The organism is Paenibacillus sp. FSL H8-0282 (assembly GCF_037963825.1).
Lineage (GTDB): Bacteria > Bacillota > Bacilli > Paenibacillales > Paenibacillaceae > Paenibacillus_AQ > Paenibacillus_AQ odorifer.
In genome coordinates this window covers 5,283,003-5,299,359 of record NZ_CP150146.1, presented here as the reverse complement: position 1 = coordinate 5,299,359, position 16,357 = coordinate 5,283,003, and the positions used below count along the sequence as shown (strand labels likewise).

Sequence of the window (16,357 nt, the reverse complement as noted above, 5' to 3'; positions counted from 1 at the left end):
TAACGTAAAACTTATACTTTCTTATATTATAAAATAGAGTTCATTTATAAATGAACGCCCTCGGAGGGAAGCCGTCAGGCTTCCCTTTTCTTGTTTTTTAGATTACACTATTCAAACGATATTTTTATATAAAGGAGACAGCTAATGACAACGAAGACTAATGGCCGTCCCCCTGAGGCTGTATACATTCATATCCCTTTTTGTACCAATAAGTGCTTTTATTGTGATTTCAATTCCTATGTACTCAAGGATCAGCCAGTTATGGATTATCTCGAAGCTTTGGATCGAGAGATGGAGCAGACCGTCAAGAACACCCCTCCGGGTGTTATCAAAACGATCTTCGTCGGCGGAGGCACACCCACTGTTTTAAAACCTGATGAAATGGCTTATTTCTTAAAGTCTGTTCGCACGCATTTCCCCAACTGGGATAAAGATATTGAGTTTTCTATGGAAGCTAACCCTGGAACAACGGATCTGGACAAGCTGACGGTTATGAAAGAAGGCGGCGTGAACCGGGTGAGCTTTGGTGTTCAAGCATTTCAGAACGAGCTGCTCACAGGCATCGGCCGGATTCATAATGTAGATGATGTATACCGGAGCCTAGAGAATGCACGTGCAGTTGGACTAAATAATCTTTCGGTTGACCTGATGTTTGGGCTGCCTAATCAAACTGTTGAGATGTTGGGCGAAAGTATCCGCAAGGCGTTGGAGCTGGATCTACCCCACTATTCTATTTACAGCTTGAAGGTGGAGGAGAATACTCTTTTTCACACGCTGTTTAATAAGAACAAGCTTCCTCTTCCTAATGAAGAAGATGAATTGCAAATGTACCTCCTGTTGATGTCCTCTATGAAGGAAGCGGGTTACAATCAATACGAGATCAGTAACTTCGCGAAACCAGGAATGGAGAGCCGCCATAATATCACCTACTGGCGTAATGAAGATTATTATGGTCTAGGAGCAGGAGCGCATGGATATGTGGGACGTCAGCGGCATATTAATGTTAAGGGCGTAAATCCATATGTAGAAGCCACACGTAAAGGGCTGCCACGACTGGATGCATACCCAATCTCAGAAGCAGAAGCGATGGAAGACTTTATGATGGTCGGCTTGCGTATGCATGAGGGCGTCTCTAATGAAGCTTTTCAGGCGCAATTCGGGCGTTCAATAGAGGAAGTATTCGAAAAATCCTTGCATAAAATGCTGCATGCAGGGCTGTTGGAACAAGAAGCAGGGGTTTACCGACTCAGCAAGCAAGGAATCTTGTTTGGGAACGATGTTTTTGCTGAATTTGTAGGCGCCCTGACAGAAGTTTAATTTTAAAATACCCCTTGAATTGTAATTCACTCTGTTGTATATTTATTCATATTATCAACAGAGGGGTGAACCAAAGTGCTTGCCAAGACGGAAATGATTCGCCATTCGTCTCCAGCGGGAGACGCACAGGTGATTTGTAGAAATGCTGTGGTAGAAGATGTTGAGCCATTGTATCTAATGATAGAAGAGTATGCCCAGCGCGGCATCATGTTGCCCCGTTCCCGGCAGGCGCTGACACGCCAGATCGATCAATTCGTAGTTGCCGAAATCGAAGGCAGATTCGTAGGCTGTGGTTCACTTTTCAAGCTCGGGAATGATCTCGTAGAGATTCGTTCAATTGGATTGAATGATGAAGGTAAGGGTAAAGGCGTAGGCTCCATGATATTGGCGAAGCTGGTCGAGGAAGCTAGGAACCAGAAAATCCCAAAGGTTATGGCACTAACCTATGCTGTTGATTTTTTTCTTAGAAATGGATTTGAAGTCGTCCAGAAAGAGATTTTCCCTGAAAAAGTATGGACAGATTGCGTGAATTGTAAAAAGCAGCATGCCTGCGATGAAATAGCAGTGCTTAAGATACTGAACTGACTTGACAACGTCAATGTCAGTTTGGTATTTTTGTATTAGTGGTTAGCACTCATCTGAGTCGAGTGCTAACGAATCGGAGCCACAGCCGATAGGAGGGAATAACATGTTAACTGATCGCCAGAGAATGATACTAAATGCAATTGTGGATGATTATATTTCATCGGCAGAGCCAGTAGGATCTCGTAGCATTTCTAAACGGGGAGATGTAGGATACAGTCCGGCTACGATTCGAAATGAAATGGCTGACCTAGAGGATTTAGGTTATCTCGAGCAGCCTCATACATCGGCGGGAAGAATTCCTTCCCATAAAGGATACCGATATTATGTGGATCATTTGGTACCGTGGAATTCCGCCGAAACGGCAGAAATGGGCACGATCCGCGCTTTTTTTGCCGAGAAGCTAAATGCAATGGAGCAGGTAATCCAACATGCGGCGATGATTCTTTCCAATATGACGAATTATACTTCCATCCTGCTGGGACCGGAGGTTTTTCATACTTCATTGCGTCATTTTCAGTTGTTACCACTAGATGATACAACCGCTGTGGCCATTATCGTCACAAGTACGGGGCAAGTTGAGAATCGTACGGTGAACATTCCGCCGGAGATTTCTGTTTCCGAGATGGAGAAAGTGGTTAACCTACTGAATAGTAAACTGGTCAATGTACCACTCTATAAGCTGAAGACTCGGCTCTATTCCGAGCTTGGCGAAGAAATGCAGCGTCACATCTCACATTATGAAGAATTAATGCAGGTGCTGGACACCGCGCTGGAAAGCGATCAAGAGCAGCGCATCTATCTCAGCGGAGCAACGAATATGCTGACACAGCCTGAGTTCAAAGACGTAGACAAGGTGAAGAGTATTCTTGATCTGCTGGAAGAGACACCGACACTGCTCAAAATGCTGGCCCCTACAGTGGGTGGCACAGGTATTCAAGTACGAATAGGAACAGAAAACAATCACGAAGCGTTCGCTAACTGTAGTCTGATCACCGCCACTTATTCACTTGATGGGCAGGCACTAGGAAGCATTGGGATCCTTGGGCCGACCCGTATGGAATATGCAAGAGTGATGGGGATCTTGGGCATTTTATCCCGAGATTTGACAGCGATGCTGGCGCACTGGTATAAGTGAACAGAGTCAACATGATTTCGTGAATGATTTTAAGGAGGTGAAGACAACTTGAAAAAGGAACAAGTTCAAGATTCTAATGAATTCAAAGAGGAATTGATCAATGAGGAGCCTGTGGCTGAAGTAGTCTCAGATGCCGACTCATTTACAGCTGAAAACGTTAGTGAAGGTGCTTCAGATACAGGTGCTGAGGTGAAACGCCTACAGGATCTTGCTGATGAATATCAAGGTCGTGCACTGCGTGCACAAGCTGATTTTGATAACTTCCGTCGTCGTACCCAGAAGGAAAAAGAAGAGTTGGCTCAATATGCTACCTCCAAGCTCCTGACGGAATTGCTTTCCGTGCTGGACAATTTCGAGCGTGCGTTAGTCACTACTCCAGCTAATCCTGAATCCGAAGCTTTCGCGAAGGGCGTTAATATGATTTTCCGTCAGCTGGATGGGGTATTGAAGGCTGAGGGGCTTACAGCTATGGAAACAGTAGGACAGCCTTTTAATCCTGAATACCATCAGGCTATTATGCAGGTTGAGAGCGAGGAGTACGAAGAGGGTATCGTTACAGAAGAGGTTCAAAAGGGATATCTTCTGAAAGATAGAGTTCTTCGTCCGGCCATGGTCAAAGTCAGCATGTAGTCTGTCTATATAGGACGGGCAGTTTCTGCTCGCCATAAAGCAGCAGTGCTTTTGCCTACTATTTATCCGATTGCAGGCTGTTGCCCGGATAGTTTATTATCAATCGAATTTTTTTGATATTTTTATAAATTTATTGAGCTTAGGCTCCATATAACTTTAGAGGAGGCAAATTATTGTGAGTAAAGTTATCGGTATTGACTTAGGAACCACGAACTCTTGCGTTGCCGTTATGGAAGGCGGCGAAGCCGTAGTAATTCCAAACCCAGAAGGCGCGCGTACAACCCCTTCGGTTGTAGGCTTTAAGAAAGACGGCGAGCGTATCGTCGGTGAAACGGCTAAACGCCAAGCGATTACTAACCCTGATCGTACGATCAGCTCTGTTAAACGTCACATGGGTACTAACCACAAAGAAAGCATTGATGGTAAAGACTACTCCCCACAAGAAATTTCGGCAATGATTCTGCAAAAGCTGAAATCCGATGCAGAGGCTTATCTTGGCCAAACTGTTACTCAAGCAGTTATCACTGTTCCTGCTTATTTTAATGACAGCCAACGTCAAGCTACCAAAGATGCAGGTAAAATTGCAGGTTTGGAAGTTCTGCGTATTGTGAACGAGCCAACAGCAGCAGCTTTGGCATATGGTCTGGAGAAATCCGAAGATCAAACCATTCTAGTCTATGACCTTGGTGGCGGTACTTTTGACGTATCCATCCTTGAACTTGGTGATGGCTTCTTCGAAGTAAAAGCTACAAGCGGCGACAACAAGCTGGGTGGCGACGACTTTGACCAAGTGGTTATGGATTACCTGGTATCCGAATTCAAAAAAGAGCAAGGCATTGATCTGAGCAAAGATAAATCTGCTGTGCAACGTTTGAAAGATGCAGCTGAAAAAGCGAAAAAAGAATTGTCAGGCGTACTGACAACAACTGTATCGCTTCCGTTCATCACTGTGGTTGACGGCGTACCTCAGCACTTAGAGATCAACTTGACTCGTGCGAAATTTGATGAACTGACTGCTGGTCTGGTAGAACGTACTTTGGGACCAACTCGTCAAGCATTGTCTGATGCTGGCATGACCCCTGCAGACCTTACTAGAATCGTTCTGGTTGGTGGTTCTACACGTATCCCAGCTGTACAAGATGCTATCAAAAAGCTTACTGGCAAAGAACCACACAAAGGTGTGAATCCGGATGAAGTAGTAGCTCTTGGTGCTGCTGTTCAAGCGGGTGTATTGACTGGTGATGTTAAAGACGTTGTATTGCTTGACGTAACTCCGCTTTCCCTGGGTATTGAAACTGCAGGTGGCGTGTTCACGAAGATGATCGAGCGTAATACTACGATTCCTACAAGCAAATCCCAAGTATTCTCAACCTTTGCTGACAACCAACCTAGCGTAGAGATTCACGTGCTGCAAGGTGAGCGTCAAATGGCAAATGGCAACAAGACACTGGGACGCTTCATGCTGAACGAGATTCCACCAGCACCACGTGGCGTGCCACAAATCGAAGTTTCTTTCGATATTGATGCCAATGGTATCGTAAATGTATCTGCAACAGATAAAGGCACGAACAAGAGCCAAAAAATCACTATCACTTCTTCCAGCGGCCTGAGCGACGCAGAAGTAGAACAAATGATGAAGGATGCCGAGCTTCACGCTGAGGAAGACCGTAAGCGTAAAGAACTGGTGGAAGCGAAGAACGGTGCTGACCAACTCGTGTATTCTACTGAAAAAGTAATTAAAGACCTTGGCGATAAAGCTGATGCTTCTGATGTTGAAAAAGCAAATGAAGCTAAAGATAAAGTTAAAGCAGCACTTGTAACTGACAATCTTGAAGAAATCAATGCAGCTACAGAAGCATTGACTGAGATTGTACAACAGTTGTCCATGAAGCTGTACGAACAAGCTGCTCAAGCTGAGCAAGGTGCTGAAGGTGGCGCTGGAGCCGCTGAAGGCGCTCCTAAAAAAGATAATGTAGTTGACGCTGACTATGAGGTTGTTGACGAAGATAAGAATCAAGGGTAACCTTATACGATAAGTGTAATAGGAAACTGATAAATTCTTATATAGTTAAGAAGGGAAGGTCAAAACCGGGTCATCCCGTGTTTTGACTTTCCTTTTGTAATATCAGATTGCACACTCTTTGCGAATGCGCCTTCTGATATTGTAAGAATAAACATCGCTGAATCTGGATGGTCAGATCCTGAGGTTTTATCGTATAATGGTTTGTTTGACAGGTAATAAGGAATTTGAGTATGTATGCACGGAGGTGAAAGCAGTGGCAGATAAACGCGATTATTATGAAGTGCTTGGCCTTAGTAGAGATGCTTCAGACGATGAGGTGAAAAAAGCGTACCGGAAATTGGCGCGCCAATATCACCCAGACGTGAATAAAGCAGATGACGCTGAAGCTAAGTTTAAGGAAGTAAAAGAAGCTTATGATGTTCTTAGTGATGGACAACAGCGAGCTAGATATGACCAATATGGCCATATTGACCCTAACCAAGGTATGGGCGGCTTCGGAGGCGGCGGTGGTGGCGACTTCGGAGGGCTTGGCGATATCTTTGATATGTTCTTTGGAGGCGGCGGACGCCGTGATCCTAACGCACCGCAGCGCGGTGGGGATTTGCAGTATACCATGACCATTGAATTCAAGGAAGCGGTATTCGGCAAAGAAACCGATATTACTATTCCACGTACAGAAACTTGCGATACCTGCTACGGCTCCGGGGCTAAACCGGGCACTAAACCAGAGACTTGTTCCGTATGTCATGGTAGTGGACAACAGGAATTCGTACAGAATACACCGCTTGGACAGATGCGTAATCGTCGTCCTTGTTCACATTGCAGTGGTACAGGTAAGATTATTAAGGAAAAATGTACGACTTGCGCCGGACAGGGTAAGGTTAAAAAGCAACGCAAGATCCATGTGCGCATCCCGGCCGGTGTTGATGACGGTGCACAGCTGCGCATGACTGGCGAAGGCGAAGGCGGCTTACGCGGCGGTCCTGCTGGAGACTTGTATATTGTTATCCGTGTTAAATCGCATGATTTCTTCGTGCGTGAGAACGATGATATTATGTGCGAGGTTCCGCTTACGTTTGCACAGGCAGCACTTGGTGATGAGATTGAAATTCCAACCTTAACCGAAAAAGTGAAGCTGAAGATTCCTGCCGGAACGCAAACAGGCACTTTCTTCCGCCTCAAAGGTAAAGGTGTTCCACGTCTGCGTGGATCTGGCCAAGGTGATCAGCATGTACGGGTAATTGTTGTGACACCTAGCAAGCTCAATGAAGAGCAAAAAGAATTGCTACGCCAGTTCGCTTCTCTGAACGGAGAAAACACACATGAGCACGAGCAGTCCTTCTTTGATCGTGTGAAACGTGCGTTTCGCGGGGACTGATATCCTAACTCATTCATTCAGTAAATGAATAGAAAAAGACAGCAGAGCAGCGACCTCCCGTTATTGGGGGATCGCTGCTCTGCGTTTTTGTTTAGCATGAGATTATGGTAGGGCCATTAACTAACCTCATGCAATTCTTTGGATGAGCTGTGATGCTTGAACCTGCGAAATTCTGCGTGTTTGGCTAACTCGGCCAATCCCGTAACCTCGGTAAACCTGGTAACCCCGGTAAATTCGGCAACCCCGGCAACCCCGGCAACCCCGAACCGCGAACCGCGAACCGCGAACCGCGAACCGCGAACCGCGAACCGCGAACCCTGTAACCTTGAAACCCCCGACTGGTCTCCAGCTTTTTTTAACACACTATATGCTTTGAATTATCTATGTGGGAATACGGACCCAGATGACGCTATTTGCACATTTTTCTCCTTTTGAGCGAAGTTTCGGACTCCAGTGCAGCTATTGCCTAGAAAAGTGCCCATGATTGGTGTTTTTTGTGCTAATAGCGACTATGGGGTCCGTTGGCATGGCAAATAGCGCATAATCCAGTGTTTAAGTGCAACTGAGTCCGATAGCGCTGAGTCATCTGAGTGGATAGAACCCAGAAGACGCTGGAGGCTTACGGACCCAGCTGACGCTATTTGCACATTTTTCTCCTTTTGAGCCAAGTTTCGGACACCAGTGCAGCTATTGCCTAGAAAAGTGCTTATATTTGGTGTTTTTCGTGCTAATAGCGACTATGGGGTCCGTTGGCATGGCAAATAGCGCATAATCCAGTGTTTAAGTGCAACTGAGTCCGATAGCGCTGAGTCATCTGAGTGGATAGGACCCAGAAGAGGCTGGAGGCATACGGACCCAGTTGACGCTATTTGCAAATTTATCGCCTTTTGAGCGAAGTTTCGGACTTCAGTGCAGCTATTGCCTAGAAAAGTGCTCATGATTGGTGTTTTTCGTGCTAATAGCGACTATGGGGTCCGTTGGCATGGCAAAAGTCGCATAATTCAGCGTGTAAGTGCAACTGTGTCCGATAGCGCTGAGAATAATCATCTGAGTGGATAGGACCCAGAAGACGCTGGAGGCATACGGACCCAGCTGACGCTATTTGCAAATTTATCGCCTTTTGAGCGAAGTCGGACTCAGCTGATGCAATTAGCACATTTTTCTCCTTTTGGGCGAAGTTTCGGACTCCAGTGCAGCTATTGCCCAGAAACACGCTCATATTTGGTGTCTTTCGTGCCAATAGCGACTATGGGGTCCGTTGGCATGGCAAATGTCGCATAATTCAGTGTTTAAGTGCAACTGTGTCCGATAGTTGTCTCGTATGCGCCCAGATGTGACCTTAAGACGAGAAAGCCCCAGCAGCCAAATGGCTGCTGGGGCTTTCTTTGAGAGTTCAACTAGATACTGTTTAAGAACGTAGGTCCTCAAACACACGGCTCAGAATCGTTGCTGCTTGTGCACGAGTCAGAGTGCCTTGTGGATTGAAGTTGTCCGCACCAACGCCCTTGAGATAACCTTTGCTTACAGCATAGGCTACGGCGTTACGTGCTTCTGCAGCGATGTTGTCGGCATCCTTAAAGCTCAAAGGAGTCTTAGCTACTGTAAGATCAGCGCCTAGGGCCTCAGCTATGATAAGGGCTGCTTCTTCGCGAGTCAGCACATCGCGTGAACCACTTTGTTTGATACGAGTATTCCATGTGTCACCTTTTCCGAGTAGACGGTCGAAGAGCGTTAACAGTTCCGCTTGATTTAAGGTGTCAGCAGGTTTGAAGCTGCCATCGGTTCCTTTGCCGGCAATGATGCCATGAGCAGCAAGAACTTCGATATCGCCTTTAGCCCAGTGTGTGCCGATATCCTTGAAGCTTACATTACGGGATGCAACGCTATATGAGCCGTCGCCAGTAACTGTAAACTGTAGAATACCTTCTTTAGAGAAAGATCCAGGTTGCAGATAGGACCATTTATGATCCTTTGTTTCTGCATAGGCGGCAGTTTTTCGAGCATCACGTAGACTGCTGTCTTTTAGATTAAGCTGAAGGGTAACCGGCTTTCCGGTTGTCCAACCATTTTTGATGGTAAGAATGGAAGAACCAATATTGATCGCAGCTGAGCTTCCTGATAACACTGCTGCATCACTAGCATCAGCCAGACTTATCGTAAGCAACAAACCACTGCTGCTAATGAAATCCGGAAGGGTTGCCGCTGGAATAAGAACATTGAACCCATTACCGTTAAGGCTGAGTGCATTCTCCGATTTCTTCAACTGTTCAGCTTGCGCCGGGGTAAGCGTAATAACAACTTGGCTATACTTATTGAAATTCACATCGCTAAGATCAAGTACAGAAGTCTTATCTTTTGCATTCTGAATCGAATTTGTTAATGCAGTATCTAAGATATTAAACACCGCTGAAGCTTTACCACCAGCTGGATCGGCTGTCTCTACTAGCTTCCCGGATTTCGAAGAAGGTCCAGGAGTGGGAGTGCTGGTTGCTGTAGGTACATACGACTCAGAAGATGGAGGCGATGTAGGCGATGGTGTCGGTGTTGGTGTTTCTGTTGGATCTGGCGTTGCTGATGGTGTTGGTGTTGGCGTTGGTGTCGGCGTTGGTGTAGGTTTTTCAGGTGTGTTTACAGTTACACTTACTGTTCTCAAACCAGATGGGATAGTTGATGTTGTGGCATCATTCCAAATCTGGACATCATATAGCTCAAAGGAATAATCTCCTGCTGTTGCTGGTTCGAAGGTTATTTGGGCTAGTGAGCCAGAGCCGTGATAAGCACCTCCTGACAGATTGACACTATATTGTGTCAGTTTTTGGCCGTCTCCAAGATCATACGTTTGTGAATATTCTGTAAGTGGAACACTAGAGAAATGCTCCTCTTGATACGTAACCAGCTGTACGCTTGGCTGGATTACCGGTGTTTCAAGGGAATCATCGTATATGACACCGAATGAAGCCCCATAGACGCCATAAACCTCATCTGTCACGGAATAATCTAAATTAACGGTCACAGATTGTCCTACTTCAATGGTGGATGCAGAAAGAGCCGGAGTTACTGTGAAAGTACCGTCCCCTGTGCTATAAAGCAGCCGCTGAACGTAATCATCGTCGTCTGCACCATTGCCAACTTTATCGACCACATGGACTTTGTACTCATTTAGCCCCTCGTTAACAGGAACATCAATGGTAAAGGCACCGTTATTTGCAATCACACCGCCAAATTTATAAGCATTCCCATCATAATGTTTGCCTTCGGCATATACGGTAAACCAGTTTCCAATAGGGTTTGTATTAGAAATATAATAGGCCATTAGGTCATCATCAATGAAACCACTAATTTGTGCCACGCCAGGATCGGTTGGCGCTTCGCGTTCATACTCCTCAATGGTGATGCCGGAAACTAGCGGCTTCTCGGTATCAATTGTGAACTCGGCCTTTTGTTTCTCGAGCAGTTGCCCATTGGGAAGCACAGGAATGATGTAGTAGTGACCATCTGCTAAAGTAGACTTGGCGGAGGTCTCCAGGTCTGTTAATGTTCCATCCCAATTTGGAACTTCGTATACACCACGATAGATCTTCTCATCGATCGCATAAACTTCACCTAAAACTGTTGCGGGAGCATCTTTTGAAGAGGCAACGAAACTTATGCCTTCCAGCTCTTCATTGACAGAAAAGGTAAAGGTGGTGTCGTCTGAGCGACCATCACCATTAGGTGAAATTTGTGGACTTTCAAAAGAGAGCTGATTAATAGGTGCTACATTAAATTGGTCACCTACAACAACGTTAAATGGCAGACGAAGGGTTTCTGTATCAGAGGTAAGTAACAGGATGCCTTCATATGCGCCCTCTTTTGCTGTTTTAGATACATTGAGTGTAAATTGTGCATATTGATCTGCCCCTGAGGTAACGCTGTTTGGTGCAAAATCAATACTAATATCAGTAGGAGCTTCTGTCAGCCATTTGGTGGACAGGGTGTATGTTTCTCCGTTTCCTTTAAAGTCCTCTACATAGACAGCTTTCGTTACAGTAACACCCTTTGGCTGTAAGCCGAAGGATAAGGAACCTGTGTAATAAGGGATTTCAACAGTACCCGGAAGACCGCTGTTAAGGATCTCACCGACTTTAGCAATGGATTTAGCGTTTATCGACTTCTCCAGATTAATTAAACCTGCACCTTGTTGGTACAAGGAGTAAGAATTCCCATCACGGTTAAAAATAGGATCAGCATTGTTCATCAACAGAGCTTTAATTTCATTTGGCTTCAGATCAGAGTTTTTACTCAGTAACAAAGCCACAGCTCCTACAACATGTGGGGTTGCCATGCTAGTGCCATTTTTTAAGCCGAAAGCATGGTCATAGTTCCCATCCCAGCTAGGGATCGTCGAGTTGATATTGACTCCGGGCGCTACAACATCAGGTTTTATTAGATAATCGGGCATCCCTGGACCCATAGAACTGAAGTTTGCTAACTGATTTACTTCAAGCGCTATATAGTAACTGATTATATCTTTAGCAGCAGCCATCTGAGTTTTTATTTTTTTGCCATCGGCTTGACTGATTCCGTAGGTAGGAATGTAATCCCCAGGCGCACCAAGGGTGGGGCTGATTTCACCAGGCTCATTATTGGCAATCAGCAAAAGCTTCGCACCAGCAGCTTTGGCATTAAGAGATTTGTCTGAGAAGCTCAGCGAGCCCCGATCAACAAGCACTACCTTATCTTTGACATCCAGATTTTTGTAATCGGAAGGACTCCCAAGACCAGCGAAAACGATCTTACTGCCAGCAATATTATCGATTAAATCTGGGGAGTAACTGGCTAATGTCCCGGGAATCTTTTTAACATCACCAATATCAAAGAAAGGGGTATTTATCGGAGTAGTAGAAGCTCCAACACTAAGCGCGAGTTGGGCACCAGCGGGTTCGCCCAGTGTTCCTGCATCCGGTCCAGCGTTACCGGCGGCAATAATAACGTTCACGCCCGATTTTACGGTATTGTCTATCGCGATTGAACTCGCGGAATAGCTTTGGTTGACACTAGAGCCTAGAGATAGGTTAATAACATCTGCTCCGTCATCGACCGCTTTCTCAATACCCGCAATTACATCCGCTGTGGAACCAGATCCATAGGGACCAAGTACGCGATACGCATACAATTCTACCTCAGGTGCCACATCTAAAATTGTCCCGGCAACGTGTGTACCATGCGAGGTTTCGTAAGGAGTACCTGCTCTTGGAGGGAAGTTAGCATCAGGGGCTGTTTCAGCCGGATCGTCATCCTGATCATATACATCATAGCCGCCTTTATAATTATCTTTTAACAAAGGGTGATTCTTATCAATACCAGTATCGACAACAGCTACCTGTATATCTTTGCCTGTGTAACCTAAATCATGTAGTTTGTCCGCGCCTATTAGCTTACCGCTGTCTGAATAGGAACGTGTAACAGGTAATGTCGCCACTTCAACACTGTCTGCTAGTGCATGTACTTCTTCATTTGGATAGATAGCCGCAACGCCTGGAAGCTCTAACAGCTTGTTTACTTGATTGGCTGGCAGCGTAATGGAATACCCGTTAAAAATCTCACTGTATTCAAAACCGATATCGGCATCGATTTTCTGTGTTGAGGAAATAAAGCTTTTATGCTCTGTGATAATTTTACTGCGTTGTGAGGAGACTGAGGATCGTAAAGAATAAGTTTTTGCCTCATTTACATACACACTGACTGGTTTATTAGTCAATTCCACAATTACTGAAACTGGTGCTGAACCTTTGAGTACTCCAGCATAGTTATGAGGGGTCACACTTTGAGATTGTACATCAGTAACCAGGGTTGAAGATTCAAGGGATGAGTTCGCAAATGCAGCTGATGGAAAAAGAACAGACACAGCCAGTCCGAAGCTTGCCGCTCCAATACCAAATCTTTGAATAGAGTGTTTAAAGGTACGTTTCAAATAAGTTCATCCTCCCAAATGAATTTTTTTGTATTGCAATGTGTCTGTGGTTCTCCTCCTCAAAATAAAATGTAAAAAATTATGAAAATTAAATTTATTCTACAGCTATAACTTCAAATCGAATATACAACTTTAGTACCATATTGCAGCGAAGCGTTGAGGAAAATGTCGAATTCCCAGTAGATAAGTGGAATATAAGAAAATCAGAGCATAAAACAAGTGAAATTAAGACAATATAAATGAATGCAACAGATGTCTGAATTTCAAGCGAGAGCGGGGATAAGATGTCGGAAAGATATATTTTGGCATATTTTAAAAGTCCAGAGGAAGCCGAAGGGGTCGCGCGCAAGCTTCGTGCACTTCGGGCCATTGAAGTTTCCATTGATCGCTTCAGTAGATATGGAGGTACCAGCTTTAGCTCAGGGGTAAATCCGGTGACAGGCAATGTTGCCAGAATGGACTCCATGACTGCTGAGCATGCACACACAGGCATACTTGCAGCTGCGGACACCAGCTCTAGCGGGATGAGTCATGGTGGTAACGGTGGTCCAACGGGGAGAGATATTTTGCTTACGGTTATTGTGCATACGGAGTCCTACGATCAGGCTCTGCGCTTAATTGAAGAAGCAGGCGGGATGGTCTGATCAGGCACTCATTAATAAGAAGAAAGGAGACAAACAATGGATAGAGAGAACTCACAAATCTTCTCCAAGACGGAGAAATTGAAAATGTTATATGAAGCTAAAGCGGAGGATGTAGAATTCTCGGCGGCGGAAGCCGATCTTGATGATATTGAAGCTCAGGATCGCGCACAAGAAGCGGACAAACGTCAGCTGAATGAGATTATGAAGAAAGAATAGCAGCTAAAAAAGCTAAGGCGGATACCTCACTTTGTGGGGTATTTTTGCGTTTGGGCATGTATAATTAGGGCGAAGAGCTTAAGTGTGGGGGGAAAAGATGGATAACGTTATTTTGTGGACAGGATTAGCCTTATTGATCGCATTATTAACCTATTTGAACCAGAAGCAGTTGTACTCTCCAAAAGTAAAACGGGCCTATCGTGAGTTGCGGGAGCTGACAGAGAAGGTTCATATGGAGCGCTCTGAGGCGAGCGATTTGTATCGATGGGAAGCAGAATTAACCGAACTAGAGAATCATCCGAATGAACTGAATAAATTGGATGCTGAAATTAGGTTTCATCACGCATTTTTGTTATATCTTGAACGTCACTACCCTTCAGACCCAAGGATTATTGGTTTGAAGCAAGCTGACGCATATCAGAAGGATATGGTTTTGGGGATTAAAATAAAAGATTATAAATCCAATAAGTAAGATACTTTTGAATGTGTGTACAATGGGAGATGGAAAATATTCGCCCAGGTCGCAGCTAACTGCTTCATGAAGGCGAAGGTAGGCGTGGCTTGAACACAAATCGCAGCGCTTTATCACTAACTAGCAGATACACTTGCACTGAGCGATAGTCCTGTAGCCCAGCAGATCTGCCAAGAAATTAAGGAATTGCTGACACCTGAACGATTACGCGAACTATTACATACGGTTTATGGATTATCACAGTAGAAGAAATGGGTGTGAAGGACAAGTTGCTAGTTGCTGCGCCGCAGCCTGGCTGGAGTGCATTTGATTTGGATGAACTGCGAAATTTTGCTGCGTGCTCGTAATGAGGGAACGACTGAAGTAGTGGTAAAATAAAGTTACGGAATAATAAAGTTGCTTTGTGGTTGGAATTTGAAAATGAAATTGAGAGTTTGAACCCTAGCTGATATTTGCAGCTGGGGTTTTTGTTATTGGATCAGTAAAAATCAACTATGTCGGGGCAAGCTTTTAGCTTATAAGTAAGGCTACTGCTAAGAAGAATTTGGGGGTCTCATAGTCGACGTAGCTGTAGACACATTTCTGTTGGAGTCGGGTAACATTTTCGGCATGCTTGAGGTGGAAAATGATTAATTAGGGAAAACCTCCCTCGTTTTTTCTCTAAATGCTCGAAAAAATGAGTTTTTAGGGAAAACCTCCCTGAAAATCCCCTGAAAAGATAGAAAAAGACCTGATTTCATGAGTTTTTGGGGAGTATTTCCCAAAAAGATAGATGAACATTCGAATCTTGCACATAATTAGGGATGTTTTCCCTAATTATCATCATTTCGAGTATATTAACGTCTGCAGAAGTTATAAATATTTTAAGTAATATAGCTAATATCACACTACAGATTAAGGATGTATAATTGTTCGAATATACTAACTACGACCAATCAACTATTGAATTTTTTCAGGGGGAATTAGAATGGGGCTGGTACACTCTCAAGGAGTTACTGATGAGCTTGTTGTTAGATCTTTAGAAAGAAATTTAGCTATTATCCGGTTTGACCTTGATCGCCGAGTAGCTTATGTGAATGAAGTTTTTGCAAATTCCATGGGATATAAAAAAGATGAAATGTACGGAATGCACCATAAAGAGTTCTGTTTTCCACATTTTGCAGATAGCCCAGGTTACGAACGGTTTTGGCAGGATCTTTTTACAGGGAAGAGTTTTCAGGATAAGATCGAACGAATGGATTCGAAAGGAAATGCGGTTTGGCTTGAAGCCACCTACATGCCAGTGTTTGATGAAAGCAATGAACAAGTCATCGGAGTATCTAAAATAGCAACTAATATCACCCAAAGACAAAACAACCTGAGTAATGTTGTGCAACGGATGCAAGAGATGGCAGACAGCTTGAATCAAAGAGCAGATTTAGGTATTGAGCGCAGTCAAGAATTATTACGAAGCATCAACAAAATCGCCGAAGTATCGATAGAAAATACACATACTCTAGCTAATCTTGAAAAGCAAGCTGTATCGATTCATAGCATCGTGCAAACGATTCGCGATATTGCTTCGCAAACGCAATTATTAGCCCTAAATGCTGCTATTGAGGCAGCGCATGCCGGGGAGTATGGGCGAGGTTTTGACGTAGTGGCAAAAGAAGTAAGAAAATTATCTTCCATGGTACAAGATTCGATCATAAAGGTACGGGATAGTGTGGATGCGATCACGCTGGAAATTGGAAAGATCTCTATAGGAACAAATCAAGTGCAAGAAAATATAGAAGATAGTCAGCAGCAGGTTCTGGTAGCATTGGAGGATTTTTCGATGATTGCTTCTTCTGCACAAAATCTCGACACACAAGCGCGCGAAGTTATGGATATTCTCTAGTAGCAGTATGTATGTTGATAGATTGAATATCGGCAAAAAAGGGTCGGTCTCCTACTTGCGAGAGATAGACCCTTTTAAATGTTGGTACTATCCGATTTTGTTAACAATCAATGTAGGAATTCATA

Annotated in this window: 11 protein-coding genes; 10 read left to right on the top strand and 1 reads right to left on the bottom strand. The window is 44.4% G+C overall.

The features are described from left to right. The first annotated feature begins 144 nt into the window (after positions 1–144). The 6 genes from hemW to dnaJ all read left to right on the top strand — a co-directional run bounded on the left by hemW (position 145) and on the right by dnaJ (position 7,068). Positions 145–1,317, top strand: a complete 1,173-nt coding sequence (hemW, locus tag NST94_RS22995) for a radical SAM family heme chaperone HemW (protein ID WP_076105910.1) — start codon at positions 145–147, stop codon at positions 1,315–1,317. Positions 1,318–1,410: 93 nt separating this feature from the next. Continuing rightward, a complete protein-coding gene (locus NST94_RS22990; protein ID WP_051490987.1) occupies positions 1,411–1,902 on the top strand; it encodes an N-acetyltransferase in 492 nt (163 codons plus the stop codon). A 103-nt stretch (positions 1,903–2,005) separates the two neighbouring features. Continuing rightward, entirely contained in the window at positions 2,006–3,037 is a 1,032-nt protein-coding gene (gene hrcA, locus NST94_RS22985; protein WP_036677493.1) for a heat-inducible transcriptional repressor HrcA, read from the top strand. Positions 3,038–3,085: 48 nt separating this feature from the next. Next, on the top strand, positions 3,086–3,667 hold the full coding sequence (gene grpE, locus NST94_RS22980) for a nucleotide exchange factor GrpE (protein ID WP_036677491.1): 582 nt from the start codon (positions 3,086–3,088) through the stop codon (positions 3,665–3,667). Between the two features lie 175 nt (positions 3,668–3,842). Continuing rightward, positions 3,843–5,690 carry a molecular chaperone DnaK gene (gene dnaK / locus NST94_RS22975; RefSeq protein ID WP_339281322.1) on the top strand — a complete coding sequence of 616 codons (1,848 nt, stop codon included), beginning with the start codon at positions 3,843–3,845 and terminating at the stop codon, positions 5,688–5,690. A gap of 253 nt (positions 5,691–5,943) precedes the next feature. Beyond that, on the top strand, positions 5,944–7,068 hold the full coding sequence (gene dnaJ / locus NST94_RS22970; RefSeq protein WP_036677487.1) for a molecular chaperone DnaJ: 1,125 nt from the start codon (positions 5,944–5,946) through the stop codon (positions 7,066–7,068). 1,408 nt (positions 7,069–8,476) lie between these two features. Here dnaJ and NST94_RS22965 read toward each other — a convergent pair. Then, positions 8,477–13,021, bottom strand: coding sequence for a S8 family serine peptidase (locus NST94_RS22965; protein WP_339281321.1), 4,545 nt, complete (start codon positions 13,019–13,021; stop codon positions 8,477–8,479). Between the two features lie 284 nt (positions 13,022–13,305). Here NST94_RS22965 and NST94_RS22960 point away from each other — a divergent pair, with 284 nt between their 5' ends. The 4 genes from NST94_RS22960 (at position 13,306) to NST94_RS22945 (ending at position 16,232) form a co-directional block, all read left to right on the top strand. Then, positions 13,306–13,665 (top strand): hypothetical protein, encoded by a 360-nt coding sequence (locus tag NST94_RS22960; protein WP_036683926.1) that lies wholly within the window; start codon positions 13,306–13,308, stop codon positions 13,663–13,665. Between the two features lie 36 nt (positions 13,666–13,701). Further along, positions 13,702–13,881, top strand: coding sequence for a YfhD family protein (locus tag NST94_RS22955; RefSeq protein WP_036683923.1), 180 nt, complete (start codon positions 13,702–13,704; stop codon positions 13,879–13,881). 97 nt (positions 13,882–13,978) lie between these two features. Continuing rightward, the gene (locus NST94_RS22950) at positions 13,979–14,353 is read left to right on the top strand and encodes a hypothetical protein (RefSeq protein WP_076281212.1); all 375 of its coding nucleotides are present in this window, start codon (positions 13,979–13,981) and stop codon (positions 14,351–14,353) included. 967 nt (positions 14,354–15,320) lie between these two features. After that, positions 15,321–16,232, top strand: a complete 912-nt coding sequence (locus tag NST94_RS22945) for a methyl-accepting chemotaxis protein (protein WP_280753459.1) — start codon at positions 15,321–15,323, stop codon at positions 16,230–16,232. The last annotated feature ends 125 nt before the right edge of the window (positions 16,233–16,357 follow it).

Coding starts and splice junctions, on each gene's coding strand:
- hemW (WP_076105910.1), top strand. CDS start 145: ATGACAACGAAGACTAATGGCCGTCCCCCTGAGGCTGTATACATTCAT.
- NST94_RS22990 (WP_051490987.1), top strand. CDS start 1,411: ATGATTCGCCATTCGTCTCCAGCGGGAGACGCACAGGTGATTTGTAGA.
- hrcA (WP_036677493.1), top strand. CDS start 2,006: ATGTTAACTGATCGCCAGAGAATGATACTAAATGCAATTGTGGATGAT.
- NST94_RS22960 (WP_036683926.1), top strand. CDS start 13,306: ATGTCGGAAAGATATATTTTGGCATATTTTAAAAGTCCAGAGGAAGCC.
- NST94_RS22955 (WP_036683923.1), top strand. CDS start 13,702: ATGGATAGAGAGAACTCACAAATCTTCTCCAAGACGGAGAAATTGAAA.
- NST94_RS22950 (WP_076281212.1), top strand. CDS start 13,979: ATGGATAACGTTATTTTGTGGACAGGATTAGCCTTATTGATCGCATTA.
- NST94_RS22945 (WP_280753459.1), top strand. CDS start 15,321: ATGGGGCTGGTACACTCTCAAGGAGTTACTGATGAGCTTGTTGTTAGA.